Here is a 16,941-nt window from a genome sequence, read left to right as displayed (position 1 = left end):
CGATCACCTGCTGATTCGCGAGCGAACGACAGCGTTGGATTCCGTACGCTGGCGCTCCCCTTCATCGGATGGAGCCCAGCATGAACCAGGCGGTCAGCCCAGATCCCCAGCACACCTTCGAACAAACCCGCGCCCGGCGCCGGCAGCGCCTGTTGCGCTTCGGCCTGGCCGGGGGACTGGGCTTGCTGGCGGCCGCCTATGGTGCCTATTGGTGGCTCGACGGGCGCTTTCTGCAGCAGACCGACGACGCCTATGTGCGTGCCGACTGGGCACCGATCAGCGCCCGGGTCAGCGGTTACGTCGCCGAGGTGACGGTGGCGGACAACGCCACGGTCAAGGCCGGGGATCTGCTGGTACGCCTGGATGCCCGCGACTTTCGTGACCGCCTGCGCCAGGCCGAGGCGCGCCTGGCGGTCAGCGAGGCGGCGGTGCAGGTGCAACGGATGCGCCTGCGCATGTTCGCCGCCGAGCAGGACGAACAGGAGCAGGCCATCGCCCGGGCCGAAGCCGAGCGCGGCGGCAGCCGTGGCGAGGCGCAGCGGGCCGAGGCCGACTGGCAACGCTATCAGCACCTGGCGCAATGGCAGGCAGCGAGCGTGCAGCGCATGGAGCAGGCACGGGCTACCCGGATCCAGGCCAATGCCGTACAGCGCGCCGCCGATGCCGAGCTGGCCCGCCAGCACGCGCGCAAGGCGGTGCTGGCCCAGCAGGGGCGCCAGTTGGAGGCCGAGTTGCAGCAACGCCTGGCCGACCTCGAACAGGCGCGCGCGGAGGCGGACCTGGCCCGTAGCGCCCTGGCCGACACCGAGATCCGCGCGCCATTCGACGGCATGGTCGGCCAGCGCAAGGTACGCCAGCAGCAATTCGTGACGCCCGGCCTGCCGCTGTTGGCGGTGGTGCCGGTGGCCGAGGCGTACGTGGTGGCCAACTTCAAGGAAACCCAGCTCGCGCATATGCGCCCCGGGCAAGCGGTGACGCTGGAGGTGGATACCTTCGGCCAGCACTGGCGCGGTACCGTGGACAGCGTCTCGCCAGGTTCGGGCGCGGTGTTCGCGCTGCTGCCGCCGGACAACGCCACCGGCAATTTCACCAAGATCGTCCAGCGCTTCCCGGTGCGCATTCACCTCGACCCCGCCTCCGATGACACGCAGCGGCTGCTGCCGGGCATGTCGGTGATCGCCACGGTGGACACCCGGCATGAGCGCTGAAGAGAGCGTCTCCGCCCGGGCCTGGGTGGCGGTGATCGGTGGCTTGTTCGGCTGTTTCATGGCGGGCATGAACGTGCATGTCACCAGCGCCGCGCTGCCGGAGATCGAAGGCGCGCTGGGGGCGAGCTTCGAGGAGGGGTCGTGGATTTCCACCGCCTACCTGGTGGCCGAGATCAGCATGATTCCGCTCACGGCCTGGCTGGTGCAGGTGTTCTCCCTGCGCCGGGTGATGCTGGTGGGCTCGGCGGTGTTCCTGGTCAGCTCGGTGAGTTGCGCGCTGGCGCCGAGCCTGGAGGCGATGATCACCTTGCGGGTGATCCAGGGCGCCTCCGGCGCGGTGCTGATCCCGTTGTCGATGCAACTGATCATCACCGAGCTGCCGGCCAGCCGCATTCCCTTGGGCATGGCGCTGTTCAGCTTGGCCAACAGTGTCGCCCAGGCCGCCGGGCCGTCGATCGGTGGCTGGCTGACCGACATGTATTCCTGGCGCTGGATCTTCCTGCTCCAGCTGCCGCCCGGTATCGCCTTGCTCGCCGCGGTAGCCTGGTCGATCAAGGGCCAGGCGGGTGATCGCAGCGCCTTGCGCCGGGCCGACTGGCTGGGAATCGTGGCCATGGCCCTGGGCCTGGGCGCCTTGCAGATCGTGCTGGAAGAGGGCGGGCGCAAGGACTGGTTCGATTCGCGCTTCATCGTCGGTTTCAGCATCGTCGCCGTGATCGCCCTGGGGCTGTTCATCCAGCGTCAGCTGTGGGGCGCGCGGCCGTTCATCAACCTGCGTCTTCTGGCCAGCTACAATTTCGGCGTGTCCAGCCTGGCCATGGCGGTGTTCGGCGCGGCCACCTTTGGCCTGGTATTCCTGGTGCCCAACTATCTGTCGCTGGTGCAGGGCTACAGCGCCAGCGAGATCGGCAAGAGCCTGATCGCCTACGGCCTGGTGCAGTTGCTGCTGGCGCCGCTGTTGCCGCGACTGATGCGCTGGCTCAATGCCAAGCTGCTGGTGGCCAGCGGCTTCGCCATCATGGCCCTGGGCTGCTGGCTGGGATCGCAGTTGACGGTAGACGCGGGCAGCAATGTGATCATCCCCTCGACGGTGGTGCGCGGCATCGGCCAGCCGCTGATCATGGTGGCGCTGTCGGTGCTGGCGGTGAAGGGGCTGGACAAGGCCCAGGCCGGCTCCGCCTCGGCGCTGATCTCCATGTTGCGCAACCTGGGCGGAGCGCTGGGCACGGCGTTGCTCACGCAACTGGTGTCGCAGCGCGAGCGCTTTCATTCGGTACGCATCGGCGAAGGGCTGACGCTGTTCGACGGCGCGCTGCAGCAGCGCCTGCCGGGCGGTCTGGTCGACCCGCAGTCGCCCGAGGTGATGCAGACCCTGGCACTGATCGACCAGAGCGTGCGCGAGCAGGCATACCTGATGGCGTACTCGGATGCGTTCTACCTGTCGTGCCTGGCTTTGCTGGGGTGCGCGGTGGCGTCACTGCTGCTGCGCAGCCGCTAGTGTCCTGTCTCGGAAACAAGCTGTTCACTTTTGGCGGCGTCTTGGGCGCCCGACCGGCGTTGCCACTCCTCGCCATAGCCCTGCTATGACTCGTCGCGGCGCCTTGGCCGAGCACCCAAGCCACTTGCCAAAAGAGAACGTATTTCCGAGACAGGACACTAGTGCTCACGGCTGGCGCTCCGCCACGGCACGCAGGGTGCGCAGGGTGACCATCGGCGCGTCCACCACGAACTGGTTGGCTAGCCAGCCCGGCACATCGCCGGCCGGGTCGGCGCGCAGCTGGTAGGTGACCTCGGTCTCGCGCTCGCCCAGCGGGCGCATGATCCACTCGCCGCTGAGCCGACGTACGCGAATCAGCCCGGGGTCGACCGGGACCCTGCCGGGCTCGGCGCTCAGGTGGCGGACCAGGGTGCCGTCGTCCAGGCGCTCGGTCTGGACTTTCAGCACCATGTCCCGTGGCTTGGCGGGCCAGGGCAGAGTGGTGGTGAGATAGACCCAGGTGCGGTCGCCGTCGACCTCCAGCAGGCGCATGTCGGCGCAGGCATATAGCCACTTGCAGGCCACCCGTAGGTTCTCCTGCAGGTCGGTAAGGGTGCGCAGGCTGGCCTTGATTCGGGCGACGCCTCGAAATTGCTGGTAGCTGGAGCCGTCGACGCGGCTCAGGTAGACGTCGATGCCGTCTTGCTGCTGGGCAAGTTGCCAGTCATCGGCCAACAGCACGGTGGCCGACAGCAGGAGCGGCAGGGCGATGAGCAATCGGGGCGGGCGCATGGCATCAGGCCGGGAGAGGACATCCGCTCAGTATGGCCGGGAATGCACGGCGGTGCAGCCATCGCCCACGAGGCAGCGAGGATCCTGTGGGAGCGGGTTTACCCGCGAATGCGTCGCCGCATTCGCGGGGGAACTTGCTCTCACAGGCAACATGCAGGGCCTGGCGGCATCTGCAGGGTCAAGCTGAAAGCATCAGCGCTGCGGGTTGAGGGTCAGGTGCACGTGGCGGTTGACGTCCTTGTACAGCAGGTAGCTGAAGGGGCCTGGGCCGCCGGAGTAGCAAGCCTGCGGGCAGAAGGCGCGCAGCCACATGAAGTCGCCGGCCTCGACCTCGACCCAGTCCTGGTTCAGGCGATACACCGCCTTGCCTTCGAGCACATACAGGCCGTGCTCCATGACGTGGGTCTCGGCGAACGGGATCACGCCGCCCGGCTGGAAGGTGACGATGTTCACGTGCATGTCGTGGCGCATGTCGGCCATGTCGACGAAACGGGTGGTGACCCAGCGGCCTTCGGTGCCCGGCATCTCGATGACCGTGGCGTTGTCGCGGTGGGTGACGAAGGACTCGGGAACCGGCAGGCCTTCGACCTTCTGGTAGTGCTTGCGCAGCCAGTGGAAGGTGACGTTGGCCTTGCTGTTGTTGCGCAGGCTCCACTCGGCGCCTGGCGCCAGGAAGGCGTAGCCGCCCGGCACCAGGGTGTGGTGCTTGCCTTCGACGGTGATGTCGATCTGGCCTTCGACCACGAACAGCACCGCTTCGGCGTTCGGGTCCAGCTCGGGGCGTTCGCTGCCACCTTCGGGGGCGACTTCGACGATGTACTGCGAGAAGGTCTCGGCGAAGCCGGTCAGCGGACGGGCGATGACCCACATGCGCATCTTGTCCCAGAACGGCAGATGGCTGGTGACGATGTCACGCATCACGCCCTTGGGAATGACCGCATAGGCCTCGGTGAACATGGCACGGTCAGTCAGCAGCTCGGTCTGAGCCGGGTGCCCACCGTGGGGGGCGAAGTAGGAGGATTTCGACATGAACGGTCTCGACTTGTTGTTCTCTCCCCGTGCCTTGGACCACACCGGCCGGTGCGTGCAGGGGATGCACGGACAGCATATGGGCCAGTCGATGGCATCCACAAATTAAATGTTGGAATACCCGGTATTTGCTTGCTGAATGCGTACAGGGTTATTGGCGTGAGTTTGGGATCGTCGATCGTCTGGGTTCCACCTTCCATCTTGTAGGGCGCATCCGATCGTTCATGGCAACGACATTTTTTTCACATCACCTTGCTAGCATCGCCGGCACTTCCTGGGAGTCGATCCAATGATGCATGTCCTGCGCAAGCGTGGTGTCCGCCTTACCCTGACCGCCTCGGCGGGCCTGCTGGCCGGTGCCCTGGGCTTTTTCGCCTGGCAGACCTTCTACCCGGTGCAGGCCGCCGAGGGCTGGGGCGTGCAGGTGCTGCACAATTCGGTGACTCGCGCGGCCTCGCTGCTGCCACAGGCCGATGGCAGCCTGCTGGTGAGCCGAGAGCTCAATGGCGGCAAGGGCAGCATCATGCGCATCACGGCCGAGGGCGACCGGGTGATCGTGCTCGACGGTTTGTCCAAGCCTGACGGCATGGTGGCCGTCGAGGGCGGCTGGGCGTTCAGCCAGGAGGTGGGCGGGGCGCCGGTCAGCCTGGCGCGCAATGGCCAGACCACCACGTTGTTCGAGGGCAACAATGTGCAAGGCCTGTTCAACGATGGCGACCACCTGTACGCCATCGAGGACCGCAAAGGCGATGGCCGCCTGATGCGCTACGACTGGCGCAGTGGCCATCTCGATGTGCTGCGGGCCGGCCTCACCGAAACCGAAGGACTGACCCGCTGCACCGATGGGCGCCTGCTGTATACCGAGAAGGCCAACGGCAGGGTTCGCGCCTACAACCCCGAGGGCGAAGACCCGGTGGTGGTCGATGGCCTGCGCAATCCTACCTTCCTGTTCTGCGATGCGCGCGGGTTGTGGATCAGCGAGGATTCGACCCACCGTGCGCGCCTGCTGCGCATCGATGGCAGCGGCACGCGGCACACGGTGCTCAGCTTCCTGAAGGCCCCGCAGGCCATCGTCGCCGATGGCAAGGGTGGATACCTGCTGGCCGAAGGTGGTCGCGACCGGGTATTGCGCCTGACGCCGCCCGTGACCGTGGAGACAGCCCAGGTCGAGGCGCCGCCAGTTCCCGGGGCATGACCTGGGTCATGACGCAGGCCGGGCGGCTACCAGCAGCAGTGCCTGCGGTACCTTGCTTTGCGGGTGTTGCGGTTCGCTCAGTTCGAGCAACTGGAGTCCGGCCATCTGCAGGGCATTCAACCAGCTGCCCAAGGTCCTGAAATACCAGGGCATCGGCTTCCAGTCCCCGGCGAAGCCGACGAAAGATTCTTCCCGCCAGCCATCCTGATAATCGCCGGCCGCCGCGGTCCACGGATGCAGCGTCTGGATCACCAGCGCGCCACCTGGTGCCAAGCGCTCGCGCATGGCTGCCAACAAGGGAATGATGTCCTGCTGCAAGAGGGCGAAGTTGGCACAGATCACATCGAAGGTTCCCGCGATCACCCGCTCGCCGCTGACCAGTTGCTCATAACTGGCCAGATGTACCGCCATCGATCCCGCTGTTCGCGCGGCATCGACCAGCGTGGCATCGCCATCCACCCCGGTCGCCTCGATGCCTCGCTCGGCCAGCGCGCGCAGCAGCCAGCCTTCGCCGCAGCCGAGGTCGAGCACATGCGTGGGCTGGCGGCTGAGCACGGCGAAAAGCATGGCGTTGTCAGTGACCTGGCGGCGAGATTCGATTGCGCCGCCACGCACGGCTTCGATCCAACGCTGGGCATTGAGATGCCAGCTGTGTAAAAGCGGGTCTTCAGTCATTGGCGCAGGCTCCGTTCGCGGTCATTCCAGCCTATCTTTCCAGTCCTGCCAGTCGACCGCGTTATCGGCGATGAACGCTTCGCCCCAATCGAACTCCCTGTCGTCCACGGTCACGACCAGCGTTCGGCTGTTGGTCGCAGTTATCTCGAGATTTTCCTCGCCATGCACGCGCAGCAGCTGTTCCTGAACCTGGCATCCCAGGCAATCGCATCCTTGCCCCTGACAGTTTGCGCTGAGCAACAATGCAAGGCCACTTGTGGGCACGTGATATAGATGGCGGAACGTTCCGTCCGGATGCGTGAAAATGTATATCCGCGCAGCACGCTCATGCATTGGACCGAGGCTATCGAGCTGGTCCACCACGATGCAGCCCTTCATCAGTTTCCCTGCGGAATCGAACAGTGGGTCGACGACCACCTGAATGCCTTGATGACCACAGCGTTGCATTAGCCTGTCGAAGTCTTCGTCGCGCTCGATGATGTCGAGGGTGTAGGCGCTGGGCGAGAAGCCGATCCGCAACCAGTTCTTCAGATACTGCTTCAGCTCGAACGGCGATGTGCTGAGGAACAATGCATTGTCGAAGGTGATCGGGCTGCCGTCTTGCCGATGCGTCAGCATGGCCAGTGGGGTATAGAAATTCTTGACACGGTCGTGCAGCTGGGAAATCCCCCTGGTATAGGCGGCGCTTTGAAACTCGAGGCATTCGATCAGGTCCAGGGGGTGGTGGGCAAACTGCTCGATGTCCGCCTGGCCTGCCTGAAGCGAGCCGTCAGCCGAATAGCAAAGCGGATTGCCTTGGGCTTTCTTGCTTTCCCGCCATTCGTTCAGCCCCGCCGTGACCGTGGCGACCTGCTCGCTGTCGAAGCGCTGGACCTTGCCACGCTGTTGCACGTAGCGCAACGATCCATCCTCCAGGCGTACCTTGATGCAGTGTTTGCCCTGAGTGTCCGAGGGCGACGGGTTGTTCCACCACATGTGCTTGATGGCTTGGTTGAGCAGCTCGGAGCCGTTCCAGACCGCCTGACCGTGATCCAGGCTGAAGAACCAGCGTTGGTAGTCGAAGTTTTTCAGCTCCGGGTGCCTGGTCATCCCAGGATTGCCAGCGACACCCAGCACCCTGTCGGAAGGTCGCAGACAATCCTCGTGAATGAAGCCCGCGTCAAAGGGCAGCTCGCACTCCTGGATCTCGATGGCCAACGCGTGTTCCGAAAGCCCTGCGTCGCAGTGGATGCATTTGGAGTACGTCGTGTTCTCCAGCAGTTTTCTTCTGATCTTTTCGCCATAGGCGACCGCTAACGGGGTGGCGTCTTCGTCACGCTCGCTATTCATCGGGCCCAGCATCAGCCGTGTCTTCTCCGGCAGCGGCTGTTCGAGGAGAAACCTTTTGGCGCCAGAGAACGTCGAGAATCTTGCCACAAGCGGATGGTGGCTACCGTCGCTCAACTCCAGGGTGTTCTCGTGAAAGCGCAGCCTGAAATTCCCCTGATCGTCAAACCTGTAGAACTCCAGCAATTGCAGGTCGAACTCCTCTACGAACGAGCGGATGAGTACCACCTCACGGCCGGCGCAGATGTCGTACTTTTCAGGGTCGAATGCCAGCTGGACGCGAAGCGAGTCAACAGGTGACGGCTGGTCGTGGTTCACCTGGTCATGGAACGTGTCCAGTATTGCCCGCACGCCCTGCAGATTGACGGACTGGCGCTGCTTGGACCAGTCCAGGGTTTTCGACCTCACATAGCCCCATAACAACTCGGGCGCGGTGTTCAGTTGATGGGAGATGGACAGCAGAAAGGCCTTCTCGTAGGACGATCCATGCTCGATGTCCAGGGTGATGATGTAGGTTTGCCTGAGAAGACGCTGTATGTCCTGTGGGCTGGCTGGAGTGCCGGCGTAGATCAGGAACGCCCTTTCGATACACCTGACCAGCAGGTCGTAAGCCGCTTGTTCGCTCAGGGTCAACGGGTTTTCCATCGCCGCTGCCGTGTTCAGCCGGGCGGAGGTGGTGATCTTGCGAAGGTCCGAGGTGATTTTTCTCGAAGTGTCCGGGGTGGTGACGATTGCATAGCAGTCGGCAGGACTTCTTGACCCCAGTGACTGACGAACAAACTGATCGATCGTCTTGCAGAAGTCGGATTGGGGTTGCTCCGAGAGCGACAACTTTCGCTTGACCTGCAGAAAAGTCTTGCAAGCCGCATGGGTCAGCACGACATCATCGATCGCGTCCGCCGTTTCATAGGCGATACCGTGAATCTCTGTTGCCTCGTTGCGTTCCAGTACATTGGAGCAGTCGAGCTTGAGGGCCATGGCCAAGGTAAAAAAAGCAGCGACGCGCTGTTGGTAATCGATGCCGCTGTTGGTGGCGGCACCACCACTGCTTCCTTTCATTTCTCTGGTCCTGAAGTGATCAGTCATTCTATCGACGCGTATTCAGCTGGCTTGGCAAACCGGGACGGGCAGGGCATGGGAGCGATCATCCAGGCGATGCGTCACTATTACCAGGGACATGGCCCAAGGATTGTTTCGCCCCAGCCCCGTCACTCTAACAGACAACAGAGGCCTGGCATGGCTCTGCCGCGGGCGTCAGCCAGCAACCATGCGATCATCTCGACGCTTGCCTTCTTGTCTTCTGGTTGCGTGGCTCGGCACACTGGCGCCTGGCGAAGGAGCATGGCATGTCACTTGCGAAAGCGGATTTCACCACGCGGTTGTTGCTCGATGCCGGGATCGGCCCGGGCATGCGCGTGCTCGATGTCGGTTGCGGTCATGGCGATGTGAGCCTGGTGCTGGCCAGCCTGGTTGATGGCGATGGCGCGGTGGTGGGTATCGACCAATCGGACGTGGCATTGACGGTGGCGCGACAGCGCGGGCTGCCCAAAGGCGCGGCGCGGCCTGAGTTCGTGCTTGCCGACCTTCACGCATTGCCACAATCGCTCGGCTTGTTCGACGCCGTCGTCGGGCGCCGGGTGCTGATGTATCAGGCCGATGCAGTGAAGGCGGTACGCGTGCTGGCCCGGCACTTGCTGCCAGGCGGTGTGATGGTGTTCCAGGAACATGACACCACGCTGGTACCGGCCAGCCTGGAGCCGTTTCCCGTGCATCGCAAGGCGACCCGCTGGCTGCAGCGCATGCTGGCCGCGGAGGGCGCCGACCTGCACATGGGGTTCAACCTGTACCGGATCATGAGCCAGGCCGGCCTGCTGGTGGAAGACGTGCGTGCCGAATGCCTGGTGCAGACGCCCGACAACGATACAGGTCTCGCCTCGATCATTCGTGCCTGCCTGCCGCGCATCGTGGCCCTCGGTGTCGCCACGGCCAGGCAGGTGGGGATCGATACCCTGCAGGCGCGGCTCGAGGCTGAGCGCAAGCAGTCGCAGGGCATCTACATCGGTGACCTGGCATTCGCCTGCCGGGCCAGGAAGCCCTAGGCCTCCATGGCCTCGGTCAGCAGCTCCACCGGGCCATGGCGGGGCAGCGAGGCGACGATGTTATCGATCTTGGTCTGGTCGAGAATCGGCGCGGAACGCATGCGTTCCTTGGCGGCGGTATCGGTGACATCGATTTCGTTGAAGCGCCCGTCGAGTTTGCGGTAGTGGGCATAGCAGCCGATGTCCACGGCGAATGCCTGGAATGTGCCTTCCGCTGACTTGTGGGTAAGGGCCGTGGCGCAACTGTGGATGATGCGATAGTCGAGCAACCGATAGATCAGGGCGCGCAGGGCGTCGTTCTGCTGCAGCAGCTTTTCCTCGATGACGAAGATGTTGTTCTTCTTGTCCAGGCAGAAACTCTTGATGATGTAGATGCCCTTGACCAGGTCGTCCTGTTCATCGTCCTTGGAGTCCTGCTTGAGCTCCTCGATCTTGCGTTCGAAGTTGTTCCTCGAAAGCGTCCGCACCTCGTCCTTGCCGATCTTGCCGGCGTCGTCCTGCACGGTTTCATTGAGCAGGTGCAGGAACAGCGACAGCACGTCGCGCGGCACGCCACCGCCGGCCATGACCAGGCGGTCGAAACCTTCGCCCTTGAACAGCCCCATGATCTGCGATTCGCTGATGCCCGCCTGGGCGCCGAACTGGACCAGGATGGCGTGGTTCTGCCTCAGGGTCCTGGGGAAGTTGCTGAAGGTGTAGTCGATGTCGATCGGTTGATAGTCGTGGCGCTCCTGGGCACCGATGGGCTGTCCGTCGCGATCGACGTACAAGGTGGAGGAGTGGCGCAGGGTGGCGATCTTGAAGTAGATGGGGATGTCCTTGCAGAGGCGATGGACGTAGTCGATGACGAAGGCCTGGTCGGTGCGCTTGAGGTGATAGAGGTCGTCGATCTGCAGGATGATGCCCTTCACCGTGCTCGAGGCGCCGAACAGCTCGCGAAGGTTCTCCTTCAGCTGGGGCAGCCAGAGGTCGAGCTCTTGCAGCTTCTGGCGATGGATCTTGAACGACCTCTCCACCTCCTGGGTTTCCCTGGCCATGCTCTTGCCATTGAAGGTGATCTGCTCGATCGCGATGCCGGCGTCGAAGCCACTGTTGTGTTCGGTGGCAGCCTTGCTTTTCACCTCTTCCTCATGGGCGTCGGCGTCCACGTGCAGGGTTTTCAGCTTGTCGAGGATGTCTTTGATGATGAGCTTGAGTTTCTTCTTCTTGCCGAACCAGCCGGAGATGTTCTTGTCGAGTTCGCGGAAGATCGACGCCAGGATTTCCACCAGCACATTGGGGAAGGAGTGGCGTTTGAAGTCCTCGCAATTGAGGTAGATGCTCTTGAGTTCGGGCTTGAGGTTCCTCGACGAGTGATGCAGCAGCAACGTCTTGCCGCAGCCGCGCCGGGCGAAGATGGCGTGGTTCTGCTTGGATATCGCATCCTGCAGGGCGGTGCCCACGCTGATGTATTCGATGGGGTCGTTGTCGCGCTGCACGCGCAGGTTTTCGGAGATGACTTCACGGAGCTTTTCGAGCTGGGCGGGTTTGAGCACAGGGGCCTCCTGTCATGGAAAAATGCCAGGGGCGTAGCAAAGCATGGCTATCCTTCCGAGATTTCTCTCAAGCGTGTGAGATTATTCCGATCAGGCGTCATCGAGGATAACTCGGGTCATCACAACCCCAGCTCTTTGGCCAGCTCGGGAGTGTTGGCCTTGATATGGTCGATGATGCGGGTCAGCGGTACTGCCTTGTTGAGCTTGTCTTGCTCTTCACAGGTCTGGGGATTGCGCCTGAAACCCAGGTGGTGCAGTGCGACCATCTTTCCTTGGGCATCGAAGACACCGGCCCCGGATGACCCATGCTCGGTATCGCAGTTATGGGTGAGCTCGGTCTGCGAGCTGTCCTTGAGCCAGTTCGCGTAGTTGAGCGAGCCGATCCTGCACTTGTCGCTCACCTGCTTGGTCTGGCACAGGGCGTGATGCACGACGAACGCATCGCCGAGCGCCGCGCTGGGCGTGCTGGACAGCCGCTCGTACACCGGTTCTCCTGCCAGGCCGCCAGTGCCCACCACCGGCTTCACGCGCAGCACCGCAAAATCCAGTGTCTCGTTTTTGACCACGACACCGGTGCAGTTGTACTGACGCCTCACATCACCGCCATCCCAGGCGAGATCAAGCGTTGCGTTGGCGCAGACATTACCCTCCCAGTAGTCCGCGGCCTGCATCCAGCCGTTGTCGCCGCCACAATGCCAGTTGGTCAGTGCCAGGCCGCGTCCGATCATCACCACCGAACAACACCAGGCGCTCTTGCCGCCACCGGGGACTTGCAAACCGGTCATCAGCATGCCGACCTTGGCGCCGGCCTTGCGTGGCAGCGTGGCGCTGGTGCCGTGGTTATCCGGGAACAGCTTGCGCCAGCGCGGGTTGCTCGCGTCCTGTGCGGAGTACACGCGCTGGTCGCTGCTTTCCTTTGGCAGGGCAATGCCTGCGGGGATCTTGATGACGATGTCCGAGTCGGGGCGGGCGGTAACCAACTCGACCTGAACAAGGTCATGAAACATGCGCCCGGTCCAGCGCGACTGCGTGAGCTCCCCGCGCTCGTCGCTGAAGTCGTCCGGCCCGAGGCTGGCGAGCACTCGATAGTCGGGGTCGTAGATCAGTACGTGCCACTGGCGGTCCCTGCCAGAGGCAACCTCCAGGCGCAGTTTCATGCTGTCGGCGGGCCCTTGCGCCGCTTGCGCCTGGATCGACTGGAACGGCTTGGCGGCGGTCAGGCGGGCGCCACTGGCAAACCAGCTACCGAAAGTGGTGACCGATTCCTCGGTTTTGCATTGCTCGGCAATAACCAGAGGAGCCAGCAGCAGGGGGCCCAGCAAGGCAAGCAGTTTAAATGCACTCATTGTCCTGGACACCTTGCAGGGAAATGATGAGGTCCTGGACATTGGTCAGGGGCAGTGCAGTCGCGCTGTCGCACAGCGTCACGAATCCCTCGGTTACCTGACTTGGCCCCACACGGCGGATGGTTCCGGGAGGGCTGGCACCTTCGAATGTGCTATCGACGTAAGCCACTTGCCGTTTACCTGGCAGTGTCAGGATACGGCTCAAGGCGTCGCGGCGGATCTGCGCGGGTGCGCCGGTCTTGTCGGTGAAAAGAATGTATTCGGGCTCTATCCGCCTGATCTTCACCGCCTTCCATTCGCCGCCCTCCTTGAGCCAGTGCTTGTCGGGGTCGAGCAGCGCCAGTACCGGGTCCACCACGCCCGTGGCGATCTTTGCCGCGTCCGGGTTGATCGTGCCGTCCGCATTCGGGGCGATCGGGCGAGAGGTCACCTGCAGGCGGGTCTTGATCCATTGCGGATCGTCGTAGACCTCTGGCCTCGTGCCAAGCATGGCTGCCGCCACACTGGCCACGAGCGCGGTTGCCTGGGAGGTGCCACGCGCGGAACTGACATTGTCCGTGCTTACCCATCCAGGGATCGCCTGCCCGCCGGGCGCCGCGACTTGAACGATGGGCATCGGGCCGGTGCCAAAATTGGCGGAAGGCAAAAGTGTTGTCTTGTCACGCCGGCAATCGCTGCATGCGGTGACCACGATGACATTGCGTTGATCGCCCAGGCTTTGCAGTAGGTGAGTGGAAACGTTGGTGAGCTTGACCGGCGGCTCGCCGTCCTTGGCCGATTGACCTGCCGCCACGACGAACAACGATGAGTAGGACCTGATCGTGTCGAGCAGTGGCTCTTGCCAGCGCAGGCTTTCATTGTCCAGCTGGTCGCTGGTCGGGGTCAGGTTGTAGAACGAGAATGAGCTGGCCGCGACGTAGATGGCGCGCCGAAAGCCTTTCTTCGGATAGGCGTTGCGCAGCAGTCGCTGCCTCAGGGTGTAGTTTCGGTTGTTGGAAGCCTCCGCCAGCTCGCCGTCTGCTCTCACCACATTCCAGACATGGGAGACAATCGCCGCATTGGTCGAGATGCTGCGAAAGCCATAACCCTGGCTGGCGATCAGTCCAGCCAGGTGGGTACCGTGAAACTTGTTGGTAAACGGGGATTTCCAATTGCAGGTAAGAGGTTGCGTCGGCTTCGTATCACTGTAGGCAGGGTACAGGTTGGGGGACTTTTCCACCGGGGTGTCGATCAGGACCACCGGCACGACCCGCGGGATGATGTCCACGCCGTCGGGTGACAGGCTCTCGTGCACGGCGGGCATGGCATCGCTGTCATAGTCGAACAGGTCTATGTAATTGAATGGCGTCTCGTCGCTCAGCCCCTCGGCGCAAGTATTGGGCGCCCCGGGGCCGCTTTCGGCGTACTGGCGCAGCTCTGCGCCAGAGGGGTGGGGTATCACGTCGAAGCGCACGTTGGTGGTTTTCGATCGCTCAAGTGCGGCGCGCAGTTGCCGGGTTGCCTCGTCGGTTTCCGTCGGCACCACGAACTGGTAGGCACGATACTGCACGATCGAGACAGGTTGTGGGTTGACCGTGGAGGATGGCAGACAACTCACCACCTCCGGCTCCAGGCGTGACCAGTACGTGAACATGCCATCCGAGCCGGGCTGGCAATCGCCTGCCTTGCGCGAAGCCACCCCCACCACCGGTTTGCGCGCGATCGCGGGCCAGAGTGTCAGCGTCGGCAGGCTGAGGACTTCGCCAACCTGCAGGGGTTGGCTCGTCGAGCGTTCGGGGTTGAGTCGATGAACGACCTCGAGCAACGGCGGGCACGGTGGCGGATAGCCGCGCTGGTCAAGCAGGCCGCACAGGGTCTCCCCGGCCTGCACGGTATGGCGTGCGCTCGGCAGCTTGCCATCCTCGTTCAGACCGAGCATCACCCGTGCCAAGGTCTGACCGACGTTGCCTCCTTCGAAGGACACCAGCACGCCGCTGTTCAGCTGGTCGGGTGGGCGAGGGATTTCACGGTCCGCCAGGTCGATCTCTTCGCGCAGTTGCCTGAAGGCGGATGCATCAGGTGTCGGCAACAGCGCACGCCCAGGCTCGCCGGCGACCGCCGCGGTGAGGGTAAGGCCGAGCAGCCAGAGTGGGCGCATGGTCCGTTACTCCCCGTAGGTGGCGCGGTGTCCGGCCTTGTCGGAATCTTGCAGTGCCATCTGCTTGGTTCCACCGCCGCCGCACAGGTAGTGCATGACCGACTTCGGATCGTAAGGGGACACTTCGGTCCAGTTGTTGCCTTCGCGGGCACACCCTGGGACACCGACGACCTGTTCGTGCTGATAACCCAGTACGTGGCCGAGCTCATGACGCAGAATGCCGACAGGGTTGTAGTCGGTGGTGAAGTAGCGGGGGGTGATGTAGATGTAGCGCAACGCCACAGGATAGCTGGGGAAGAAAGCAACGGCGAAGTAGCCGTCGATACTTGTCGAGTAGCGCACGATGAAGGTGACCTGTCCGGATTTCGGGTTGGAATCCTGTGCGCTCTGGTGGACAAAGCTGACGCCGCATTCGCTACAGAACATCCAGTCCTTCGCCGCTGTGCGCATGTTCTGCACCACGGTCTGGTACTGCTGCTGGGTAGGGAAGCTGGCGCGGTCCACGGCGTAGGTCAGCTTGCGTTGGTCTTTTGACCAGATCACCTTGCGGCCTTGTTCGGTCATGACCCTCAGCTCCCCACCTCGGGCGGGCGCCGGACCGTTGCGCAGGCCCATGAGGTAGGACTGGACACCTTCCTCGTCGAGCAGCAGGTCGCCTTCGACGATGTAGTAGATGGCATTTCCCGCCTCCGGGACCTCCACCTGCGGCAGTTTGCCGAGGAACTGCTTGAAGCCCTGGTTGAACGATGGCGCCGCGATAGCCGCTTGGATGTCGTCCCGGGTAAGTGAGGATTCGGCCTGCGCCTGGGCGGTGATCCACAGGCTTGCCAGTAGCAGGAAGAGCAGGTGACCCGAGCGTCGGCCAAGCATGGCGGTTCCCTTCTTGATTGGTCGCCGAACGCGTACTACCGACGAAAGCTGTGGGTTCGTATACCTGGGTATAGATATGGCTTTTTGGCGGCGCAATGCCATTAGTCGGATATGGGCGCCTTGATCTTCAGGTGCACGCACCTGCGGCGCCGGCGCGATTCAAATGGGCTATACCCGGTAGTGGCAAATTGCAACTTTCTGCAATGAGCCTCAGGGGAGTATCTCGATGCGCAACTCTATGGCAATGGCTATGTCATGTGTGGTGTTGAGTGGTTGCCAGACATGGACGATCATGACGAGCTCCAAACTGGAGCCAGCAAGCGGCGACCAGGAACGCGTGGTGCTGTTTCCTGTGGAGCAGAGCCTTTTCGACGTCCGCGAGGGGCGCCCCACACCCGAGTGGCGGCAACTGTTCGGCAGTCAGGACGAAGAGCTATGGAAAGGGCTGTGTTTGCCGATAACCAAAGAGGGTATGGCGGCGGTCGCCGCTTCCGCCCTGATTGCCGCAGGCAATGCGGCATGGGATTTGGGCGTGTCGGCAGTCAACAGCAAGATCGATGAGTTCCAGCAGCGCTCCTTCAAGTCGTGGAGCGCCTCGTGGTCCGGCCCTCCGGCCGCCTGGGACAATCTGCGGTGCGTGGTGCTGGCCAGGGTGAGTGGCGGCGCCGAACCGCAAACGCAGATGGCCATCCTCCTGACCACGATGAAGTTCGAGACCGGCGACAAGGATGTGTCCGCATTCCAGTTCGCGCCTGTACTGGTGTCCTCCAGGACCAGCCGGGCCTTGACCGAGAACGAAGGGCAGGGGAAGGGCCGTATCGGCCTGAGCGTCGCAGCTGCGGTCACCGGTTACAAGGCGGGCGTGGAGCAGAAAGACACTTCGGATGCGGTCAGCATCGGCGGTGTTGCCGTTTCCGCTCCCGTGAGCGATGCGCCGCTGCACTACAAGCCCGTGGCGAAAGAGTACTTCAACTACACCAAGCCGGTGAAATACCCGGCAGGCAGTTCGATGTACATCAACTTCTCGGTTGTGGAGACAGGCATGCTGGCAGGGCTGGACAGCCAGAGCAAAGCCGAGATCAAGGCCATGACCGACGCGCTTGGCCCGGTCGCCAAGGCCGCCTGGAAGAGGTTGCTCGAGAAGGCTAGCAGCCAGGAGAAATAGCACGAGTGGCGGCTGTCCCGCGCTGACAGGCTGACCTGGGCGGCGCGGGCCTGCGTGCCCATACGGCGTTATACTGCGCGTCCGTTC

The 16,941-nt window shown here is 63.0% G+C and carries 13 protein-coding genes; 5 read left to right on the top strand and 8 right to left on the bottom strand.

All coding sequences use genetic code 11. The features are described 5' to 3' along the window. Positions 1-80: 80 nt before the first annotated feature. Together ACYUME_RS15335 and ACYUME_RS15330 are read left to right on the top strand one after the other, a co-directional pair. A complete protein-coding gene (locus ACYUME_RS15335; protein ID WP_460415560.1) occupies positions 81-1,208 on the top strand; it encodes an HlyD family efflux transporter periplasmic adaptor subunit in 1,128 nt (375 codons plus the stop codon). Then, entirely contained in the window at positions 1,198-2,706 is a 1,509-nt protein-coding gene (locus tag ACYUME_RS15330) for an MDR family MFS transporter (RefSeq protein WP_460415558.1), read from the top strand. The genes ACYUME_RS15335 and ACYUME_RS15330 overlap by 11 nt, the downstream gene beginning before the upstream one ends. Before the next feature lie 165 nt (positions 2,707-2,871). Here ACYUME_RS15330 and ACYUME_RS15325 read toward each other — a convergent pair whose 3' ends face one another. Together ACYUME_RS15325 and ACYUME_RS15320 are read right to left on the bottom strand one after the other, a co-directional pair. After that, on the bottom strand, positions 2,872-3,477 hold the full coding sequence (locus ACYUME_RS15325; protein WP_460415556.1) for an START domain-containing protein: 606 nt from the start codon (positions 3,475-3,477) through the stop codon (positions 2,872-2,874). A gap of 192 nt (positions 3,478-3,669) precedes the next feature. Next, positions 3,670-4,506 carry a bifunctional allantoicase/(S)-ureidoglycine aminohydrolase gene (locus ACYUME_RS15320; protein WP_279805832.1) on the bottom strand — a complete coding sequence of 279 codons (837 nt, stop codon included), beginning with the start codon at positions 4,504-4,506 and terminating at the stop codon, positions 3,670-3,672. Between the two features lie 289 nt (positions 4,507-4,795). On the opposite strand from ACYUME_RS15320, the gene ACYUME_RS15315 reads away from it, so the two are divergent. After that, the gene (locus ACYUME_RS15315; RefSeq protein WP_279883697.1) at positions 4,796-5,701 is read left to right on the top strand and encodes an NHL repeat-containing protein; all 906 of its coding nucleotides are present in this window, start codon (positions 4,796-4,798) and stop codon (positions 5,699-5,701) included. A gap of 6 nt (positions 5,702-5,707) precedes the next feature. Here ACYUME_RS15315 and ACYUME_RS15310 read toward each other — a convergent pair whose 3' ends face one another. Beyond that, positions 5,708-6,376, bottom strand: coding sequence for a class I SAM-dependent methyltransferase (locus tag ACYUME_RS15310; protein WP_460415553.1), 669 nt, complete (start codon positions 6,374-6,376; stop codon positions 5,708-5,710). Positions 6,377-6,397: 21 nt separating this feature from the next. Continuing rightward, entirely contained in the window at positions 6,398-8,761 is a 2,364-nt protein-coding gene (locus tag ACYUME_RS15305; protein WP_460415552.1) for a hypothetical protein, read from the bottom strand. Positions 8,762-9,048: 287 nt separating this feature from the next. Here ACYUME_RS15305 and ACYUME_RS15300 point away from each other — a divergent pair, with 287 nt between their 5' ends. Beyond that, entirely contained in the window at positions 9,049-9,801 is a 753-nt protein-coding gene (locus ACYUME_RS15300) for a class I SAM-dependent methyltransferase (RefSeq protein ID WP_460415550.1), read from the top strand. Here ACYUME_RS15300 and ACYUME_RS15295 read toward each other — a convergent pair. From ACYUME_RS15295 to ACYUME_RS15280, 4 genes are all read right to left on the bottom strand, one after another. Then, positions 9,798-11,336, bottom strand: a complete 1,539-nt coding sequence (locus ACYUME_RS15295; RefSeq protein WP_460415548.1) for a hypothetical protein — start codon at positions 11,334-11,336, stop codon at positions 9,798-9,800. The two genes, ACYUME_RS15300 and ACYUME_RS15295, sit on opposite strands and share 4 nt — an antisense overlap. Before the next feature lie 119 nt (positions 11,337-11,455). Continuing rightward, entirely contained in the window at positions 11,456-12,682 is a 1,227-nt protein-coding gene (locus tag ACYUME_RS15290) for a trypsin-like serine peptidase (RefSeq protein WP_460415546.1), read from the bottom strand. Then, entirely contained in the window at positions 12,669-14,819 is a 2,151-nt protein-coding gene (locus tag ACYUME_RS15285) for a S8/S53 family peptidase (RefSeq protein ID WP_460415544.1), read from the bottom strand. Before ACYUME_RS15285 ends, ACYUME_RS15290 begins: the two co-directional genes overlap by 14 nt. Before the next feature lie 6 nt (positions 14,820-14,825). Further along, positions 14,826-15,689, bottom strand: a complete 864-nt coding sequence (locus tag ACYUME_RS15280) for a zinc metalloprotease (RefSeq protein WP_279883682.1) — start codon at positions 15,687-15,689, stop codon at positions 14,826-14,828. Positions 15,690-15,915: 226 nt separating this feature from the next. Here ACYUME_RS15280 and ACYUME_RS15275 point away from each other — a divergent pair, with 226 nt between their 5' ends. Continuing rightward, positions 15,916-16,854: a hypothetical protein gene (locus ACYUME_RS15275; protein WP_460415542.1), complete on the top strand. Its 939-nt coding sequence runs from the start codon at positions 15,916-15,918 to the stop codon at positions 16,852-16,854. The last annotated feature ends 87 nt before the right edge of the window (positions 16,855-16,941 follow it).

It is taken from the genome of Pseudomonas sp. microsymbiont 2, assembly GCF_054788395.1.
Note: the sequence above shows the minus strand (reverse complement) of the source record. Positions and strands in the feature narration are given on the sequence as shown.